The sequence below is a fragment of the Candidatus Annandia pinicola genome, from assembly GCF_020541245.1.
Taxonomy (GTDB): Bacteria; Pseudomonadota; Gammaproteobacteria; order Enterobacterales; family Enterobacteriaceae_A; genus Annandia; species Annandia pinicola.
Map to the genome: position 1 here is coordinate 246,973 of NZ_CP045876.1, position 16,896 is coordinate 263,868.

The following is a 16,896-nucleotide window of genomic DNA, read 5'->3' on the forward strand; positions in this document are numbered from 1 at the left end:
ATATATAACATTTACAAATTAATATAATTTTTTTTTTAATAAAAACTTATAAAGGAAAATAATATGTTATTAGATGATATAGATTATATAGAAACTAAAGAATGGTTAGATTCATTAAAATCAGTACTAGAAAAAGACGGAATAGATAGATGTAAATTTTTAATTTTAAAACTTTTAGGAGAAATAAAATTAAAAGAAGATATAAAAATTATTAATGATAGAAATTATATTAATACTATTCATTATAATGAAGAACCTAAATACCCTGGAGATATTGATATAGAAAATAGTATTTGTTCAGCAGTAAGATGGAATGCTATAATTATGGTTTTAAGAGCTTCAAATAAAAATTTGGACTTGGGTGGACATATATCTTCTTTTCAATCTTCTGCTAATATTTATGAAGTTTGTTTTAACCATTTTTTTTTAGCATCTAATAAATTTGATGGAGGTGATTTAATTTTTTTTCAAGGTCATATATCTCCTGGAATTTATTCTAGAGCATATTTAGAAGGAAGATTAACATTAGAACAAATTAATAATTTTAGACAAGAAGCTTTTTTACCTGGTTTATCATCTTACCCTCATCCTAAGTTAATGCCTAATTTTTGGCAATTTCCTACTGTATCTATGGGTTTAGGGGCTGTAAATGCCATATATCAAGCAAAATTTTTAAAATATTTAAATAATAGAAAAATAAAAGATACTTCTAAACAAACAGTTTATGCTTTTTTAGGTGATGGAGAAATGGATGAACCAGAATCTAAGGGTTTATTAAATATTGCATCTCGTGAAAAATTAGATAATTTAATATTTGTAATAAATTGTAATTTACAAAGATTAGATGGTCCAGTTTATGGAAACGGTAAAATAATTAATGAATTAGAAGATATATTTTTAGGTTATGGTTGGGAAGTAATTAAAGTTATATGGGGTGATAAATGGGATTTATTATTAAAAAAAGACAAAAATAATAAGTTAGTAAAATTAATGAATGAAACATTAGATGGAGATTATCAAACATTTACTTCTAGAAGTGGCGATTACATGAGAAAAAATTTTTTTAGTAAATATAAAGAAACGGAATATTTAGTTAAGAATTTATCAGATGTGGAAATACTGTCCTTGAATAAAGGAGGGCATGATCCAAAAAAAATATATGCAGCCTTCAAAAAGGCAAAAAGTGTTAAAAAAAAACCTGTTGTAATATTAATTCATACCACTAAAGGATACGGAATGGGCAATATAGCTGAAGGTAAAAATATTGCCCACCAAATAAAAAAAATAGATATTAATTCATTAAAATATATACGTAATAATTTAAATATATCTATTAGTGATGATGATTTAATAAATCTTCCTTATATAAAATTTGATAAAAATTCTAAAGAATATAATTATTTACATAAACAAAGAAAAAAAATGAATGGTTATGTTCCTTATAGAAGAATAAATTTTGATAAAAAAATAAAATTACCTAATTTAAAAGATTTTAATGATATTTTAAAAAAACAAAACAAAAAAATATCTACTACAATATCTTTTGTAAGAATACTAAATATATTGTTAAAAAATGAAAATATTAAAAATAAAATTGTACCTATAATAGCAGATGAGGCAAGAACATTTGGTATGGAAGGATTATTTAGACAAATTGGAATATATAATTCAAATGGTCAAAAATATACATCTCAAGATTGTGAACAAATAATATTTTATAAAGAAAATGTAAACGGTCAAATTCTTCAAGAAGGAATTAATGAATTAGGAGCTTTTTCTTCATGGTTAGCTGCAGCTACTTCATATAGTACAAATAATTTACCTATGATACCATTTTATATATTTTATTCTATGTTTGGTTTTCAACGTATTGGTGATTTATGTTGGGCATCTGGGGACCAACAAGCTAGAGGTTTTTTAATTGGAGCTACATCAGGAAGAACAACTTTAAATGGAGAAGGTTTACAACATGAAGATGGACATAGTCATATAAATGCTTTAACTATACCTAATTGTATTTCTTATAATCCTACTTATGCTTATGAATTAGCTGTAATTATTAATGATGGATTAAATAGAATGTATGGCCCTAAACAAGAAAATATTTATTATTATATTACTACATTGAATGAAAATTATAAAATGCCAGAAATTCCAAAAAATTGTTTAGATGGTATATGTAAAGGAATTTATAAAATAAAAACAATAAAAGCTAGTTACAAAAAAGTACAATTATTAGGATCTGGATCTATATTAATACAGGTACAAAAAGCTGCTAACATTTTATATAAATATTATAATATAAGTGTTGATATTTATAGTGTTACTTCTTTTAATGAATTAGCTCGTAATGGACAAGATTGTGATAGATGGAATATTTTACATCCTAATAAAGAACCTAAAATACCTTTTATAACTAAAGTTATGAATGATTCACCATCTGTAGCAGCAACTGATTATATTAAGTTATTTGCAGAACAGGTAAGAAAATATATTCCATCAAAATCATATTATGTATTAGGTACTGATGGTTTTGGTCTTTCTGATAGTCGTAAAAATTTAAGAAAATATTTTGAAATAGATTATAACTATATAACAGTAACAGCTTTATATGCATTATATGAAATTAATGTTATTGATAAAAATATAGTAATAGATGCTATTAAAAAATTTAAGATAGATATAAATAAAATTAATCCTAGATTATAAAATAAAAAAAAATAAGGAAAAAAATGACTCAAAATATTAAATTGCCAGACATAGGTTTAGATGAAGTTGAAATTACTAATATATTGGTTAAAAATGGAGATATAATTAAAAAAGATCAATCATTAATTGTCGTAGAAGGTGATAAAGTTTCAATGGAAATACCATCACCATCATCTGGAATAATTGAAAAAATATTAGTAAATATTGGAGATAAAATTAAATCTAATTCTTTAATAATAACTCTTAAAAAAAATGAAATAAAATTAAAAAATAATGAAAATAATAAAATATTATCAAAAGATATAAATAAAAAAAAAATGTATAATTATATACATGCTTCACCTATAATTAGAAAAATTATAAGAGAACATGAAATTCCTATAAAAGATATAAAAGGTAGTGGAAGAAAAGGTAGAATTATTAAAGAAGATTTATTAAAATATATTAATAAAGATAAAATTGTAAAAAATATAGATATAGATAAAAATAATAATAATTTTAATGAATTTGGTAAATTTGAAATTATTAGAATAAATAAAATAAAACAAATTTCTGGAAATAATTTACATCAAAATTGGTTAAACATTCCACATGTTACTCAATTTGAAGAAGCAGATATAACAGAAACAGAAAATTTTAGAAAAAAACAAAACTTAATTTATATAAAAAAAAAAAATAATATAAAAATTACTTTATTATCATTTATTATAAAAGTTGTTTCTGAAGCATTATTAAAATATCCTAATTTTAATAGTTCAATAACTAAAGATAAAAAAAAACTAATAATAAAAAAATATGTTAATATTGGTATAGCAGTAAATACTGAAAAAGGATTATTGGTTCCAATAATATTTAATATAAAAGATAAAAATATAATTAATATATCTAAAGAATTATTATTATTATCAAAAAAAGCCCGTAATATGAAAATCACAAAAAAAGATATTACAGGAGGATGTTTTACTATATCTAATTTAGGTGCTATAGGTGGAAATATTTTTACCCCTATTATTAATTTTCCTGAAGTTGCTATTTTAGGTATATCTAGATCAGTAATAAAACCTATATGGAATAAAGATAAATTTATTCCACGTATTATGTTACCTTTATCTTTATCTTATGATCATAGAGTAATTGATGGAGTTTATGGTGCTAAATTTATTACATATATAAAAGAATGTTTATCTGATATTAGATTTTTATTATTATAAAATAAATAAAATTAAATTTATATTATAATATTTATAATTGTTTAAAAATTTAATTATTAAAAAATTAATGGATTATAATATGAATAAAAATATAATAGAAACTGAAGTTGTTGTTATAGGTTCCGGACCTTCAGGATATTCAGCAGCTTTTAGATGTGCAGATTTAAATTATAAAACAATATTAATTGAAAAACATGAAAATTTAGGTGGTGTATGTTTAAATGTAGGTTGTATACCATCTAAAACTTTATTACATATTACAAAATTAATTTATAATATAAAATACTATTCTAAATATAAAATTTTTAATAATATTAACGATAACATTTTAAATATAAAAAAATTACTTTTATTAAAAGAAAAAATAATAAATAATATATCTAAAAATATTTTTAAAATGGCAATTAAAAAAAATGTTAATATAATATACGGTAAAGCTAAATTTATAAATAATAATTCTTTAGAAGTAAAAAAAAAAAATAAAAAAACCGTTATAAAATTTAATAATGCAATAATTGCAACAGGGTCAAAACCTATAAAATATAATAATTTAAATTATGATAATTTTATATGGAATTCTACAAGTGCTTTAAATATACCTTATATACCAAAAAAAATGTTAATTATTGGTGGTGGTATTATTGGTTTAGAAATGGGAACAGTATATCATACATTAGGAAGTAAAGTAGATATTGCTGAAAGATCTTCACAAATTATACCATCATTAGATAATGATGTTGTTAGTTTTTTTTTAAAAAATAATAGAAGTAAATTTAACTTTATGTTAAATACAAAAATTATTTCTATAGAAAAATTTGAAAAAGGTGTTAATGTAATTATAAATAATGAAAAAAAAATAAAAACTTTATTTTATGATAATGTTCTTATATCTATTGGTAGAAAACCAAATATAAAAAGTTTATATATTAATAATACTAATATATTATTAAATAAAGATGGTTATATTAAAGTTAATAAACAAATGCAAACAAATGTAACTAATATATATGCTATAGGTGATGTTGTAGGTCAACCTATGTTAGCTCATAAAGGAATTCATGAGGGTCGTATTGTAGCTGAAATAATATCTGGTAAAAAATATTATTTTGATCCTTTAGTAATACCTTATGTTTCTTATACTAATCCAGAGATATCATGGGCTGGGTTAACAGAAAAAAATGCTAAATTAAAAGGAATAAATTATGAAGTCTCTATTTTTCCATGGAAAGCATCTGGAAGAGCTATTTTATCTAATTGTGATAATGGAATGACTAAACTTATTTTTGATAAAAAAAGTAATAAAATTATAGGAGGGGCTATAGTAGGTGAACATGCAGACGAATTAATAAGTGAAATAGTTTTAGCAATTGAAATGGGTTGCGATGCTGAAGATATTTCTCTTATAATTCACCCTCATCCTACTTTATCTGAATCTATAGGTTTATCTTCAGATATTTTTAATGGAACAATTGTAGATTTATTAAATTTAAAAAAAAATATTAATAATTAAACATTAATATATTATTAGAGGATAACTTAAAAAAAATATTATCCTCAAAAATATATTATTTTAATTATGTTTATTTACTATTTACTAAACTTACTAAATCTAAAACTTTATTAGAATAACCAGTTTCATTATCATACCACGCTATTATTTTAACAAAATTGTTATTTAATAATAAACCGGCTTTAGCATCAAATATAGAAGTTAAAGTATTTCCATTAAAATCTGTAGAAACAACATCATCTTCTGTATAACCTATAATATCTTTCATTTCTTTTTGAGAAGAATTTTTAATTACTTTACAAATATTAGAATAAGTTGTTGCTTTTTTTAATCTTACTGTTAAATCTAATACAGATACATTTGCTGTTGGTACTCTAAATGCTATACCAGTTAATTTATTATTTAATTCAGGTAAAACTTTTCCTACAGCTTTTGCTGCTCCTGTAGATGATGGAATAATATTTTGTAATGCACCTCTTCCTCCTCTCCAATCTCTTCTAGAAGGAGAATCAACAACTTTTTGTGTAGCTGTAGATGCATGTACAGTAGTCATAAGTCCTTCTATAATACCAAAATTATCATTTAATACTTTTGCTAATGGTGCTAAACAATTAGTCGTACATGAAGCATTAGAAACAATTTTTTGTCCTGAATATTTATCAAAATTTGCTCCTCTTACAAACATAGGTGTACTATCTTTAGCTGGTCCAGTAATTACAACTTTTTTAGCACCAGCTTTTAAGTGTAAATTGCTTTCTTTATTTGTAAGAAATATTCCTGTTGATTCTACAACTACATCAACTGATAAATCTTTCCATCTTAATTGTGTAGGATTTTTTTCAGAAGTAATTCTAATTTTTTTATTATCAATTAAAATTGAATTTTTTTTAAATAAAATATTATTATTAAAATTACCATGTGTTGAATCATATTTTAACATATAAGCAATATATTCCATATCTAATAAATCATTTATTGCAACTATTTCTATATCTTTACGACTTTGAGCTGCTCTAAATACTACTCTACCAATTCTTCCAAATCCATTAATACCAACTTTAATAGTCATAACTTTATCCTTGTATTTAATAACAAAATATTTAAATTTATTAGTATATATAATTTTAGAATAATAATTTGCAATTTATATAAAAATATTGTAATATATTATATTAATTATATTTTATTAGAATTTATTTTTTTTTAAATTAATGTTAAATTTTTAATAATATTTTTATTTTAAAAATAATAAGGTAAAAAAAAATGCCAATTATTAAAATTAGAGATAATGAATCATTTGAAGTATCTATGCGTCGTTTTAAACGTGCTTGTGAAAAAGCTGGGATTTTAGCTGAAGTTCGTAAAAGAGAATTTTATGAAAAGCCAACTACTAGAAGAAAAAAAGCTAAATTATTAGCAATAAAAAGATATATAAAAAAAAATTCAAAAAATAATATTAGTAAATTAAATCGTATAAATAAAAATATATATATATAAAATAATTTATAATATTAAAATATGAAAAAATATATTTCTAAAAAATTTATTAATAATTTAGTTTTTATAACTAATATAACGCAATTTATAAGTCAATATATTAATCTTAAAAAAAAAAATAAGTATTATTATGCTTTATGTCCTTTTCATACAGAAAATAAACCATCTTTTATAGTAAATAATGATAAACAGTTTTATTATTGTTTTGGTTGTAATGAACATGGTAACGTAATAGATTTTTTAATGAAATATAATGGTTTAGATTTTTTAAGATCTATTAAAGAACTAGCTTTATTTAATGGTTATAAAAATATTCCAATAAAAAAAAATAAAATAAAATATAAATATAATATCAATATTTTTTTTAAATTAATTAATAATGTTGGTAAATTTTATCATAAAAATTTATATAATAAAAATAATTATATAGCTTATAATTATTTAATTAATAGAAAATTAAAAAAAAATATAATTAATTTTTTTAAAATTGGTTTTGCTTCTAATAGTAACGATATAATTAATATTTTTAATAAAAAAAAAAATAATAATTTAGAATTATTAAAAGTTTTAGGTTTAATTACAAGATATAATAATAAATCTTTAAAAGATTTTTTTAAAAATAGAATTATTTTTCCAATTAAAAATATATCAGGACAAATTGTAGGTTTTGGTGGTAGATCTATAAATAATAATTTTCCTAAATATATTAATACTATGGATAATTTTATTTTTAGCAAAAAAAATAATTTATATGGTTTATATGAAATGTATAAGTTATGTAAAAAAATTAAATATATTATATTAGTAGAAGGTTATATAGATGTTTTAACTTTATTTCAACATGGTATTTATAATGTTGTTTCTACATTAGGTAATAACATTAATAAAATACAAATTAATATATTATTCAAAAACTCTAAAAATATAGTTTGTTGTTATGATGGAGACCAATCTGGTTTAAATGCTGCTTGGAATATGTTAAAATTATCTTTACCTTATATGAAAGATGGATATCAATTAAAATTTATGTTCTTACCTTTAAAAGAAGATCCTGATAGTATTATTAGAAAGTATGGAGTATTATATTTTAAAAAAATATTAAATAATGCAGAACCATTATCTATTTTTTTTTTTAAAATGTTAATGTTAAAAATAAATTGTAATTCTATAGAAGGTTTAACAAATATAAATATATTAGCAATACCTTTAATAAATAAAATACCTAATAAAACATTACGTTTTAATTTACGTAATAAATTAGGTAAAATGTTAAATATTCCAGAAGAAATACTTGAATCATTGGTATCTAAAAATTTTATATATAATAATAAACGTTTTATTAAAATTAAATATAGTAATATGAAACTACTTATTTCTTTATTGATACAAAATCCAATTTTATTTAAAGTTATACCTAATAAAATGTTACGTATTTTTAATAAATCTAAAATATTAGGTATAGATTTTTTTATAAATTTAATATATAATTATAATAAAAATAATTATATAACAACTGGTCAATTAATAGAATTATATAGAAATACAAAATATGAAAAAACTATTAAATTATTATCTATCTGGGATAATATGATTAGTTCAGATTTAATTAAATGTGTTTTTATTGACATTTTTTATAATTTATGTAAATATGAATTAGAAATAAAAATAGATAAATTAATATTAAAAGAAAGATTAGAAGGGTTAGATAATAAACAACGTATATTATTATGGTATTTTACTAAAAAACTATTAGAGATAAGTAAATAAAAAATATATATATATTTTAAATAATCATTATATTAATATCCAATTTAATTTATTTTTTTTATAATATAATAATTAAAATTAATTTAATTTATTATATTTTATTAAAAAATTAAAAATAATAAAACTATGAAAAAAAAAATAATAAAAATATATAAAAAAATCATAAATAAAAAAAAAACAAAAAAAAAAAAAATACTATCTTTAAAAAAATATATTAATAATTCTAAAAAATATATTGATCCTATTAATTTATACATGAAAGAAATGGGGGCCATGGGATTATTAAATAGAGATGGAGAAATAAAAATATCAAAACAATTAGAAGCTGGTTATAATAAAATTTATAATGTTTTTATTATATTTCCTAAAGTTATGATTTATTTAGTTAATAATTTTATTAGAATTAATAAAAAAAAACTTAAAATGAGTAGCTTAATATACTATTTTATAAAAAAAAAACCTAATATTTATAGAACTAAAAATAAAATTTATAAAAATGATAAATTAATTACAAATGGTAATGAAATATCAAAAAAATTTTTAAAATTAATAAGAAAATATATAAATAGTTATAGTTTAATAAAAAAAAACTTTAATATTTTTGAATATGAAGAAGAAAAAATTAGAAATTTATCTTTTTTATTTTCAAGTTTCAAATTTTCTCAAAAACATTTAAGTTATTTAGTTAAATATATTAAAGATATTATTGAAAAAACTAAGCTACAAATATCTATTTTAACTAATATTTGTATTGTAAAATGTAAAATGCCTAAAAGATATTTTAAAAAAATATTTGATAAAGAATATAATCATAATTGGGTAAATAAAATTAAAAAAAGAAAAACAAAATGGGCTAAAAAATTATTTAATTATTATAATGAAATAAAAAAATGTATTAATGAAATATTATCTATTGAAAAAGAAACAAAACTTAAAGCATTACAAATAATATTTATTGGTAGAAAAACTTTTATTAATAATATAAGAGTTATTATTATAAAAAATCGTATGATAGAATCAAATTTACGTTTAGTAATTTCTATTGCAAAAAAATATACAAATAAGGGTTTAAGATTTTTAGATGTTATACAAGAAGGTAATATTGGGTTAATGAAATCAGTTGATAAATTTGAATACCGAAAAGGATATAAATTTTCTACTTATTCTACATGGTGGATTCGTCAAGCAATAACAAGAGCTATAGCTGATCAAGCTAGAACCATTAGAATACCTGTACACATGGTTGAAAACATTAATAAATTAAAAAGAATATCCAAAGCTAAATCTCAAATATTAGGTAGAAAACCATCTTTAGAAGAATTAAGTGAAGATATGTCAATGAGTATAAAAAAAATAAAACATATATTAGAAATATCTAGAGAACCAGTTTCTATAAATGCTCCGATTTCAAATGGAGAAAATAATAATGCAGCTTTAGGTGATTTTATAAAGGATAAAACTACTAAATTACCTATAGAATCAGCTACTGAATCAAATTTAAAAGAAATAATTGAATCATTATTATTAGGATTAACTTCAAGAGAAGCGAAAGTATTACGTATGAGATTTGGTATAGGAATGAATTGTCAATATACTTTAGAACAAGTTGGTAAACAATTTAATGTTACTAGAGAAAGAATACGTCAAATTGAAGCAAAAGCTTTAATAAAGTTAAGACATCCTAGTAGATCTTTAATATTAAAATCTTTTTTAGAAGATTAATATATTTTTATAAATTTTAAATTTATATTAATTTAATCATATAATAATTAATATATATTTTTAATAGGTAATAATTTTTATTATTATGGAAAATTATATAGAAAATATTATATATACAATGAGATGGTTATTAGCTCCAATATATTTAGGTTTATCTTTTGGTTTAATTGCTTTAACAATAAAATTTTTTCAAATAAATATTTATTTGATAATTAATTCTTTTAATATTTCTGAAAATGAATTAATACTATTATTATTATCTTTGGTTGATATGACTTTAATGGGAAGTTTGTTAATTATGATAATGTTATCTGGATATGAAAATTTTATTTCTAAAATAAATATTAATAAAAACTTGAATAAATTGCGTTGGTTAGGTAAAATGGATTCTAATTCATTAAAAAATAAAGTTTCATCTTCTATTGTAGCAATATCATCTATACATTTATTAAGTATTTTTATGGAAATAAATAGTATTTATAATATTAAAATATTATTATATATAACAATACATATTACTTTTGTAATATCTGCTTTTATTATGGGATACTTAGATAAAACATTAAAAATAAATAATAAATAATAAAACTTAGGAAAAATATGAAAAATATTAGAAAAAAATTATGTGATATTATATTAAATCATGAATTTAATTGTTTAGATAACTATAAAGAACAAGAAAAAAAAGAAGAAAAAAAAGAAGATATTATTGGTCTTTTATTAAAGTTTTTAGACTATTTTAAAAAAAATAAAGAAAATAAAAATGAAGATAAGTATATTTATATTAATAAAAAATATTTAGATTACAAATTAAAATATTTTGAAACTTTTACTTTTAATATTAAACATAAAAATAGAATTATTAAATCAATTTTAAGATCAGAAAGTTTATATTATTATTATTACCATAATATTGATGTCATATAGCTTATTAAATATTCCATTAGTTATCCTTAATTAATATAAAAATAAAATTATATTATATAAAAAAAATATATAATTATTTGATAATTTATATTATTTTAAAATAAATTAAATAATATTAGGAAATAAAATATTGAATATAAAATTAAGAAATATAGCTATTATTGCTCATGTTGATCATGGTAAAACAACTTTAGTAGATAAATTATTACAACAATCAAATACTTTTTCTAATAAAGAAGAAATAAAAGAGAGAGTAATGGATTCTAATATTTTAGAAAAAGAAAGAGGTATAACAATATTAGCTAAAAATACTGCTATTAGATGGAATAATTATCATATTAATATAGTAGATACTCCAGGTCATGCAGATTTTGGTGGTGAAGTTGAAAGAGTACTATCTATGGTAGATTCTGTATTATTAGTAGTAGATGCTACTGATGGACCTATGCCTCAAACTAGATTTGTAACAAAAAAAGCCTTTTCACATGGTTTAAGACCAATTGTTGTAATTAATAAAATTGATTTACCAAGTGCAAGACCAAATTGGGTATTAAATAAAATATTTGATTTATTCATTAATTTAGATGCTACTGAATTTCAATTAGATTTTCCAGTTATATATACATCTGCATTAAAAGGTATTTCTGGTTTAAGTGAAAATAAAATATCTAATAATATGAATTGTTTATATGAAGCTATTATAAAATATACTCCTAAACCAAATTCTGATAAAAATAGTAGTTTTCAAATGCAAATTTCACAAGTTTATTATAATAATTATTTAGGTATTATAGGAATTGGTCGTATTAATAAAGGTTGTATTAGTATTAATAAACAAGTATCAGTTATTGATTATAAAAATAAAAAAAAACATAATGCTAAAATTGAAAAAATACTTATATATTTAGGTTTAAAACAAATAGAAGTTAAATCAGCTGATGCTGGTAATATAGTAGCAATAACAGGTTTAGGAGATATAAATATATTTGATACAATTTGTGATATTAAATGTTTAAAATCTTTACCTAAGTTAAAAGTAGATAAACCTACTATTAGTATGTTGTTTTGTGTTAACAATTCACCGATGTCTGGAAAAGAAGGAAATAAAATTACTGCATCAAAAATATTAAAACGTTTGAAAAAAGAAATGATACATGATATTGCTTTAAATGTTAAAAATACTAAAAAAAATGATACTTTTAAAGTATCTGGAAGAGGTGAATTACATTTATCCATTTTAATAGAAAAAATGCGAAGAGAAGGTTTTGAATTATCTGTTTCTAAACCTAAAGTTATTTTTATTAATATTAATGGTAAAATTCAAGAACCATTTGAAGAATTATTAATAGATATTGAAGAAAAACATCAAGGTTTAATTATGAAAGTTATTGGAGAAAGAAAAGGAAAACTTAAAGATTTAACATCAGATAATAAAGGTAGATTAAATATAATATATATAATACCTAGTAAAAATATTATTGGTTTTAGAAATGAATTTATAAAAATTACTTCTGGAACTGGTTTAATGTCTTCTTCTTTTAGCCATTATGGTAATGTTTGTTCTAATAGTAATAATAAAAGAAAAAATGGAGTATTAATATCAAATGGAACAGGTAAAGCAGTAGCTTTTGCTTTATTTAATTTACAAAATAGAGGAAATTTATTTATTAAACATGGTACAGAAGTATATGAAGGGCAAATAATAGGAATTCATAATCGTATAAATGATCTTACGGTAAATTGTTTAACTGGTAAAAAGTTAACAAATATGAGGGCATCTGGATCAGATGAAGCTATATCATTAATACCTCATATAAATATGAATCTTGAAAAATCTTTAGATTTTATTGAACATGATGAATTGGTAGAAGTAACACCAAATTCTATACGTTTAAGAAAAATATATCTTACTGAACAAGAAAGAAAAAAAAATAATAAAAATACTAAAATTTATAAATAATATATTTTCTTTACTTTTGTTAAATAATATAATATAATTATATGTTATATTGTGGCTCTTTAGCTCAGTGGTTAGAGCACGCGACTCATAATCGCTTGGTCGTTGGTTCGAATCCAACAAGAGCCAAAATTTTATATAAATAATAAATTAATGTTATTAAGAAATATATATATTTATATAAAATATTTTTTTTAATTTACAAGGTAAAATAATAATGAATAATAAAGGAATTAATAAAGTAATATTAATCGGATATTTAGGTAAAGATCCTGAAATAAGATATATGCCAAATGGAATAGCAGTAGCAAATTTAAATTTAGCTACTTCAGATAAATGGAAAGATAAAATTACTGGTGAAATTAAGGAAAAAACTGAATGGCATCGTATAGTTTTATTTGCAAAACTTGCAGAAATAGCTAGAAAATATTTAAAAAAAGGTTCTTATCTTTATATTGAGGGATCACTACAAACAAAAAAATGGAAAGATAAATATAATCAATATAGATATAATACAGAAATAATAGTTAATATAAATGGTACCATGAAAATATTAAATTATATTAAAGAAAATAATGATATTAAAAATAAAATTATTAATAAAATATCAAAAAATATTAATACAAATAATAATAATTTAAATATTGTTGATGAAAGTATTAAAAAAGAATATATTAATAATGAAGATATAAATTTTGATGATGAAATTCCGTTTTAATTTAAAAAATTATATATATAATTAATATTTTTTTTAAAATTAATTTATTAAAAAAAATTACTATTATTATAAAATAATATTTTTTAATATAAAATTTTATATAAATTTTTTTATATTTATTTTTCCATCATAAACATATGATGCTGGTCCTATCATATATAAATTATTTTTTAATCCTTTATATTTAATATATAAATTTCCTCCAGGTAAATTTACTTTAACTTTTTTATTAGATAATATTTTTTTTTTTATACCTATAGCTACTGCTGCACATGCAGCACTACCACAAGATTTAGTTTCTCCTACATCTCTTTCATAAACTCTTAATTTAATATAATTAGTTTTCTTTATTTCCATAAAACTAACATTAACTCCTTGTGGAAAACTAATATGTTTACTTATAATATATCCTAAAAAATTTACATTTATTTTTTTTAAATTATTAACTTGTATAATACAATGAGGATTTCCTAATGATAATGTATCAAATTTAATTTTTATTTTTTTTAATTTAATATAATAATTTTTTGCAAAACATTTTATAAATGGTATAAAATTTTTATTAAAATTTGGTTTACCCATATTTACTTTTATATTATTTTTATTTATTATTTCTAATAACATTTTTTTATTATTAGTTTTTATTTTAATTTTATTTTTATTTATCATTTTTTTTTTTTTTAGATAATATGCAAAACATCTTACTCCATTACCACATTGTGTTACTTCATTACCATTTGAATTAAAAATTCTATAATGAAAATCATAATTTTTATTATATGGTAATTCTATAGAAAGCAATTGATCAAAACCAATTCCTAAATATCTATTTGATAAATTAATAATTAATTGTTTAGTAAATCTAATTTTTTCAATTATATTATTTATAATAATAAAATCATTACCTAAACCATGCATTTTAGAAAATTTCATTTTATTCCTTTATAAAAATCGGTGAGAGAGGATTTGAACCTCTGACCAACTGGTCCCAAACCAGTTACGCTACCAAGCTGCGCCACTCACCGTTATGTAATAAAATACTATTATAGATTTTAATTATTGGGTGATCAATGGGAATCGAACCCATGACTACTGGAACCACAATCCAGAGCTCTGCCAACTGAGCTATGACCACCATATTTAACAATTATTTTTTTTAAATAAAAATTATTTAAATAATAAAAATATTTTTCAGAAAGATGATTAATAATTAATTTCAAAAAACAACTTATTATTATTATACATAATATCATAAAAATTTTTATTAATCAATAAAAAAAATTTTTTATACATATATTTTTTTTATTGTTTTTTTAATTTAAATTATTAAATTATTTTTTAATTGACGCTTTAAATTGTTTAACAAAATTTTATTGTTTTTAGTTTTTTTTATATTTTTTAATAAAAATCTTATTGCATCAACTTTATTCATAAAACTTAATATTTTTCTTAATAGATATATTTTTTCTAATTCATTACATTTAATTAATAATTCTTCTTTCCTAGTACTTGATTTAATATAATCTATTGCCGGAAAAACTCTTTTATTAGCTATTTTTCTAGAAAGATGTAATTCCATATTTCCTGTGCCCTTAAATTCTTCGTAGATTATTTCATCCATTTTAGAACCTGTTTTAATTAAAATAGTAGCAATAATAGTTAAACTACCTCCTTCTTGAAAATTTCTAGCTGATCCAAAAAATCTTTTAGGACGATACAAAGAATTTGAATCAACTCCTCCAGTTAAAGTTTTTCCAGAACTTGGAATTATAGAATTATAAGCTCTAGTTAATCTGGTTAAGGAATCTAATAATATTACAACATTATTACTATTTTCAACCATTCTTTTTGCTTTTTCAATAATTATTTCTGAAATATGTATATGTTTATATGCTGGTTCATCAAAAGTAGAATATAATACCTCTCCTTTGATTAATTTTTTCATTTCAGTTACTTCTTCAGGTCTTTCATCTATTAACAATACAATTAAAAAATGATTTTTATAATTATAAGAAATACTATCAGCAATATTTTGTAAAAGAATAGTTTTACCTGCTTTTGGGGGAGCAACAATTAAACCTCTTTGGCCATTACCTATAGGAGTTATTAAATCTAATATACGAGAAGCTATATTATCATAAATTAGTTTTTTTCTTTTTTCTTTTTTTATTTTTTCTTTTTCTTTTTCTCTTCTTTCTTCTTCTTTTTTTTTTCTTTTTTCTCTTTCTTCTTCTGTTTCTTCTTTATTTTCTTCTATTTCTTTTTTATTTTCTTCTTTATTTTCTTCTATTTTTTCTTTATTTTCTTCTTTATTTTCTTCTATTTTTTCTTCTATTTCTTTTTTATTTTCTTCTTTATTTTCTTCTTTATTTTCTTCTATTTTTTCTTTATTTTCTTCTTTTTTTATTTCTTCTTTTATTTCTCTTTCCATATTTAAATGAAAATTAGGATATAGTGGTACTAAACTATCAAAATCAACTCTTGTAATACTTATTTTTGGTATATTAGAATTTATAGTTATAATATCTATTAATGAGAAATAACGTTCATAAAAACCTGGTGGTATAATTTTTCCAATTATCATATCACCTGTTTTTAAACTAAATTTTTTTATTTTTCTTAATGATATATATATATCATTTATTCCTGAGTAATAATTATTGTATATAGATCTTAAAAAACCAAATTTTAGATTTACTATTTCTATAATACCACTACCTAACATTATAATACCAATTTTAATATTAATTTTAAGCATAAAAAAAATAATTATATACCTGGGAAATAATCTTATTGTTTTATGTTTTATATTGATAACAACGTTTAATATTTTCTCTAATCTATTAAATTTTCTTATTCCTACAAAATTGATCATAAA

The 16,896-nt window shown here is 20.0% G+C and carries 13 protein-coding genes and 3 tRNA genes; 11 read left to right on the forward strand and 5 right to left on the reverse strand.

Annotated features, from left to right (window positions below):
* Nucleotides 1-63: 63 nt before the first annotated feature.
* The 3 genes from aceE to lpdA all read left to right on the forward strand — a co-directional run bounded on the left by aceE (nt 64) and on the right by lpdA (nt 5,430).
* Nucleotides 64-2,709, forward strand: a complete 2,646-nt coding sequence (gene aceE, locus GFK87_RS01230; RefSeq protein ID WP_226798913.1) for a pyruvate dehydrogenase (acetyl-transferring), homodimeric type — start codon at nt 64-66, stop codon at nt 2,707-2,709.
* Between the two features lie 23 nt (nt 2,710-2,732).
* On the forward strand, nt 2,733-3,920 hold the full coding sequence (locus tag GFK87_RS01235; protein WP_226798915.1) for a 2-oxo acid dehydrogenase subunit E2: 1,188 nt from the start codon (nt 2,733-2,735) through the stop codon (nt 3,918-3,920).
* A 79-nt stretch (nt 3,921-3,999) separates the two neighbouring features.
* Complete coding sequence (gene lpdA / locus GFK87_RS01240) at nt 4,000-5,430, forward strand: dihydrolipoyl dehydrogenase (protein WP_226798917.1); 1,431 nt, start codon at nt 4,000-4,002, stop codon at nt 5,428-5,430.
* Nucleotides 5,431-5,500: 70 nt separating this feature from the next.
* On the opposite strand, the gene gap is transcribed toward lpdA, so the two are convergent.
* Nucleotides 5,501-6,499 carry a type I glyceraldehyde-3-phosphate dehydrogenase gene (gene gap, locus GFK87_RS01245; protein WP_226798919.1) on the reverse strand — a complete coding sequence of 333 codons (999 nt, stop codon included), beginning with the start codon at nt 6,497-6,499 and terminating at the stop codon, nt 5,501-5,503.
* A 194-nt stretch (nt 6,500-6,693) separates the two neighbouring features.
* On the opposite strand from gap, the gene rpsU reads away from it, so the two are divergent.
* From rpsU to ssb, 8 genes are all read left to right on the forward strand, one after another.
* Nucleotides 6,694-6,927, forward strand: a complete 234-nt coding sequence (gene rpsU / locus GFK87_RS01250) for a 30S ribosomal protein S21 (RefSeq protein WP_226798921.1) — start codon at nt 6,694-6,696, stop codon at nt 6,925-6,927.
* Nucleotides 6,928-6,948: 21 nt separating this feature from the next.
* On the forward strand, nt 6,949-8,694 hold the full coding sequence (gene dnaG, locus GFK87_RS01255) for a DNA primase (protein WP_226798923.1): 1,746 nt from the start codon (nt 6,949-6,951) through the stop codon (nt 8,692-8,694).
* A gap of 126 nt (nt 8,695-8,820) precedes the next feature.
* Nucleotides 8,821-10,416, forward strand: coding sequence for a sigma-70 family RNA polymerase sigma factor (locus GFK87_RS01260; protein ID WP_226798925.1), 1,596 nt, complete (start codon nt 8,821-8,823; stop codon nt 10,414-10,416).
* An 85-nt stretch (nt 10,417-10,501) separates the two neighbouring features.
* A complete protein-coding gene (locus GFK87_RS01265; protein WP_226798927.1) occupies nt 10,502-10,999 on the forward strand; it encodes a TIGR00645 family protein in 498 nt (165 codons plus the stop codon).
* Between the two features lie 17 nt (nt 11,000-11,016).
* Complete coding sequence (locus GFK87_RS01270; protein WP_226798929.1) at nt 11,017-11,343, forward strand: hypothetical protein; 327 nt, start codon at nt 11,017-11,019, stop codon at nt 11,341-11,343.
* A gap of 130 nt (nt 11,344-11,473) precedes the next feature.
* A complete protein-coding gene (gene typA, locus GFK87_RS01275; RefSeq protein ID WP_226798931.1) occupies nt 11,474-13,303 on the forward strand; it encodes a translational GTPase TypA in 1,830 nt (609 codons plus the stop codon).
* Nucleotides 13,304-13,356: 53 nt separating this feature from the next.
* A tRNA-Ile gene (locus GFK87_RS01280) sits at nt 13,357-13,429 on the forward strand.
* Between the two features lie 88 nt (nt 13,430-13,517).
* Nucleotides 13,518-14,018: a single-stranded DNA-binding protein gene (gene ssb, locus GFK87_RS01285; protein ID WP_226798933.1), complete on the forward strand. Its 501-nt coding sequence runs from the start codon at nt 13,518-13,520 to the stop codon at nt 14,016-14,018.
* A 96-nt stretch (nt 14,019-14,114) separates the two neighbouring features.
* Here the strand turns inward: ssb and dapF are convergent, their stop codons facing one another.
* The 4 genes from dapF to rho all read right to left on the reverse strand — a co-directional run bounded on the left by dapF (nt 14,115) and on the right by rho (nt 16,893).
* On the reverse strand, nt 14,115-14,951 hold the full coding sequence (gene dapF, locus GFK87_RS01290) for a diaminopimelate epimerase (RefSeq protein WP_226798935.1): 837 nt from the start codon (nt 14,949-14,951) through the stop codon (nt 14,115-14,117).
* An 18-nt stretch (nt 14,952-14,969) separates the two neighbouring features.
* A tRNA-Pro gene (locus tag GFK87_RS01295) sits at nt 14,970-15,043 on the reverse strand.
* 37 nt (nt 15,044-15,080) lie between these two features.
* A tRNA-His gene (locus GFK87_RS01300) sits at nt 15,081-15,153 on the reverse strand.
* A gap of 183 nt (nt 15,154-15,336) precedes the next feature.
* Nucleotides 15,337-16,893, reverse strand: coding sequence for a transcription termination factor Rho (rho, locus tag GFK87_RS01790; protein WP_408610799.1), 1,557 nt, complete (start codon nt 16,891-16,893; stop codon nt 15,337-15,339).
* Nucleotides 16,894-16,896 lie beyond the last annotated feature (3 nt).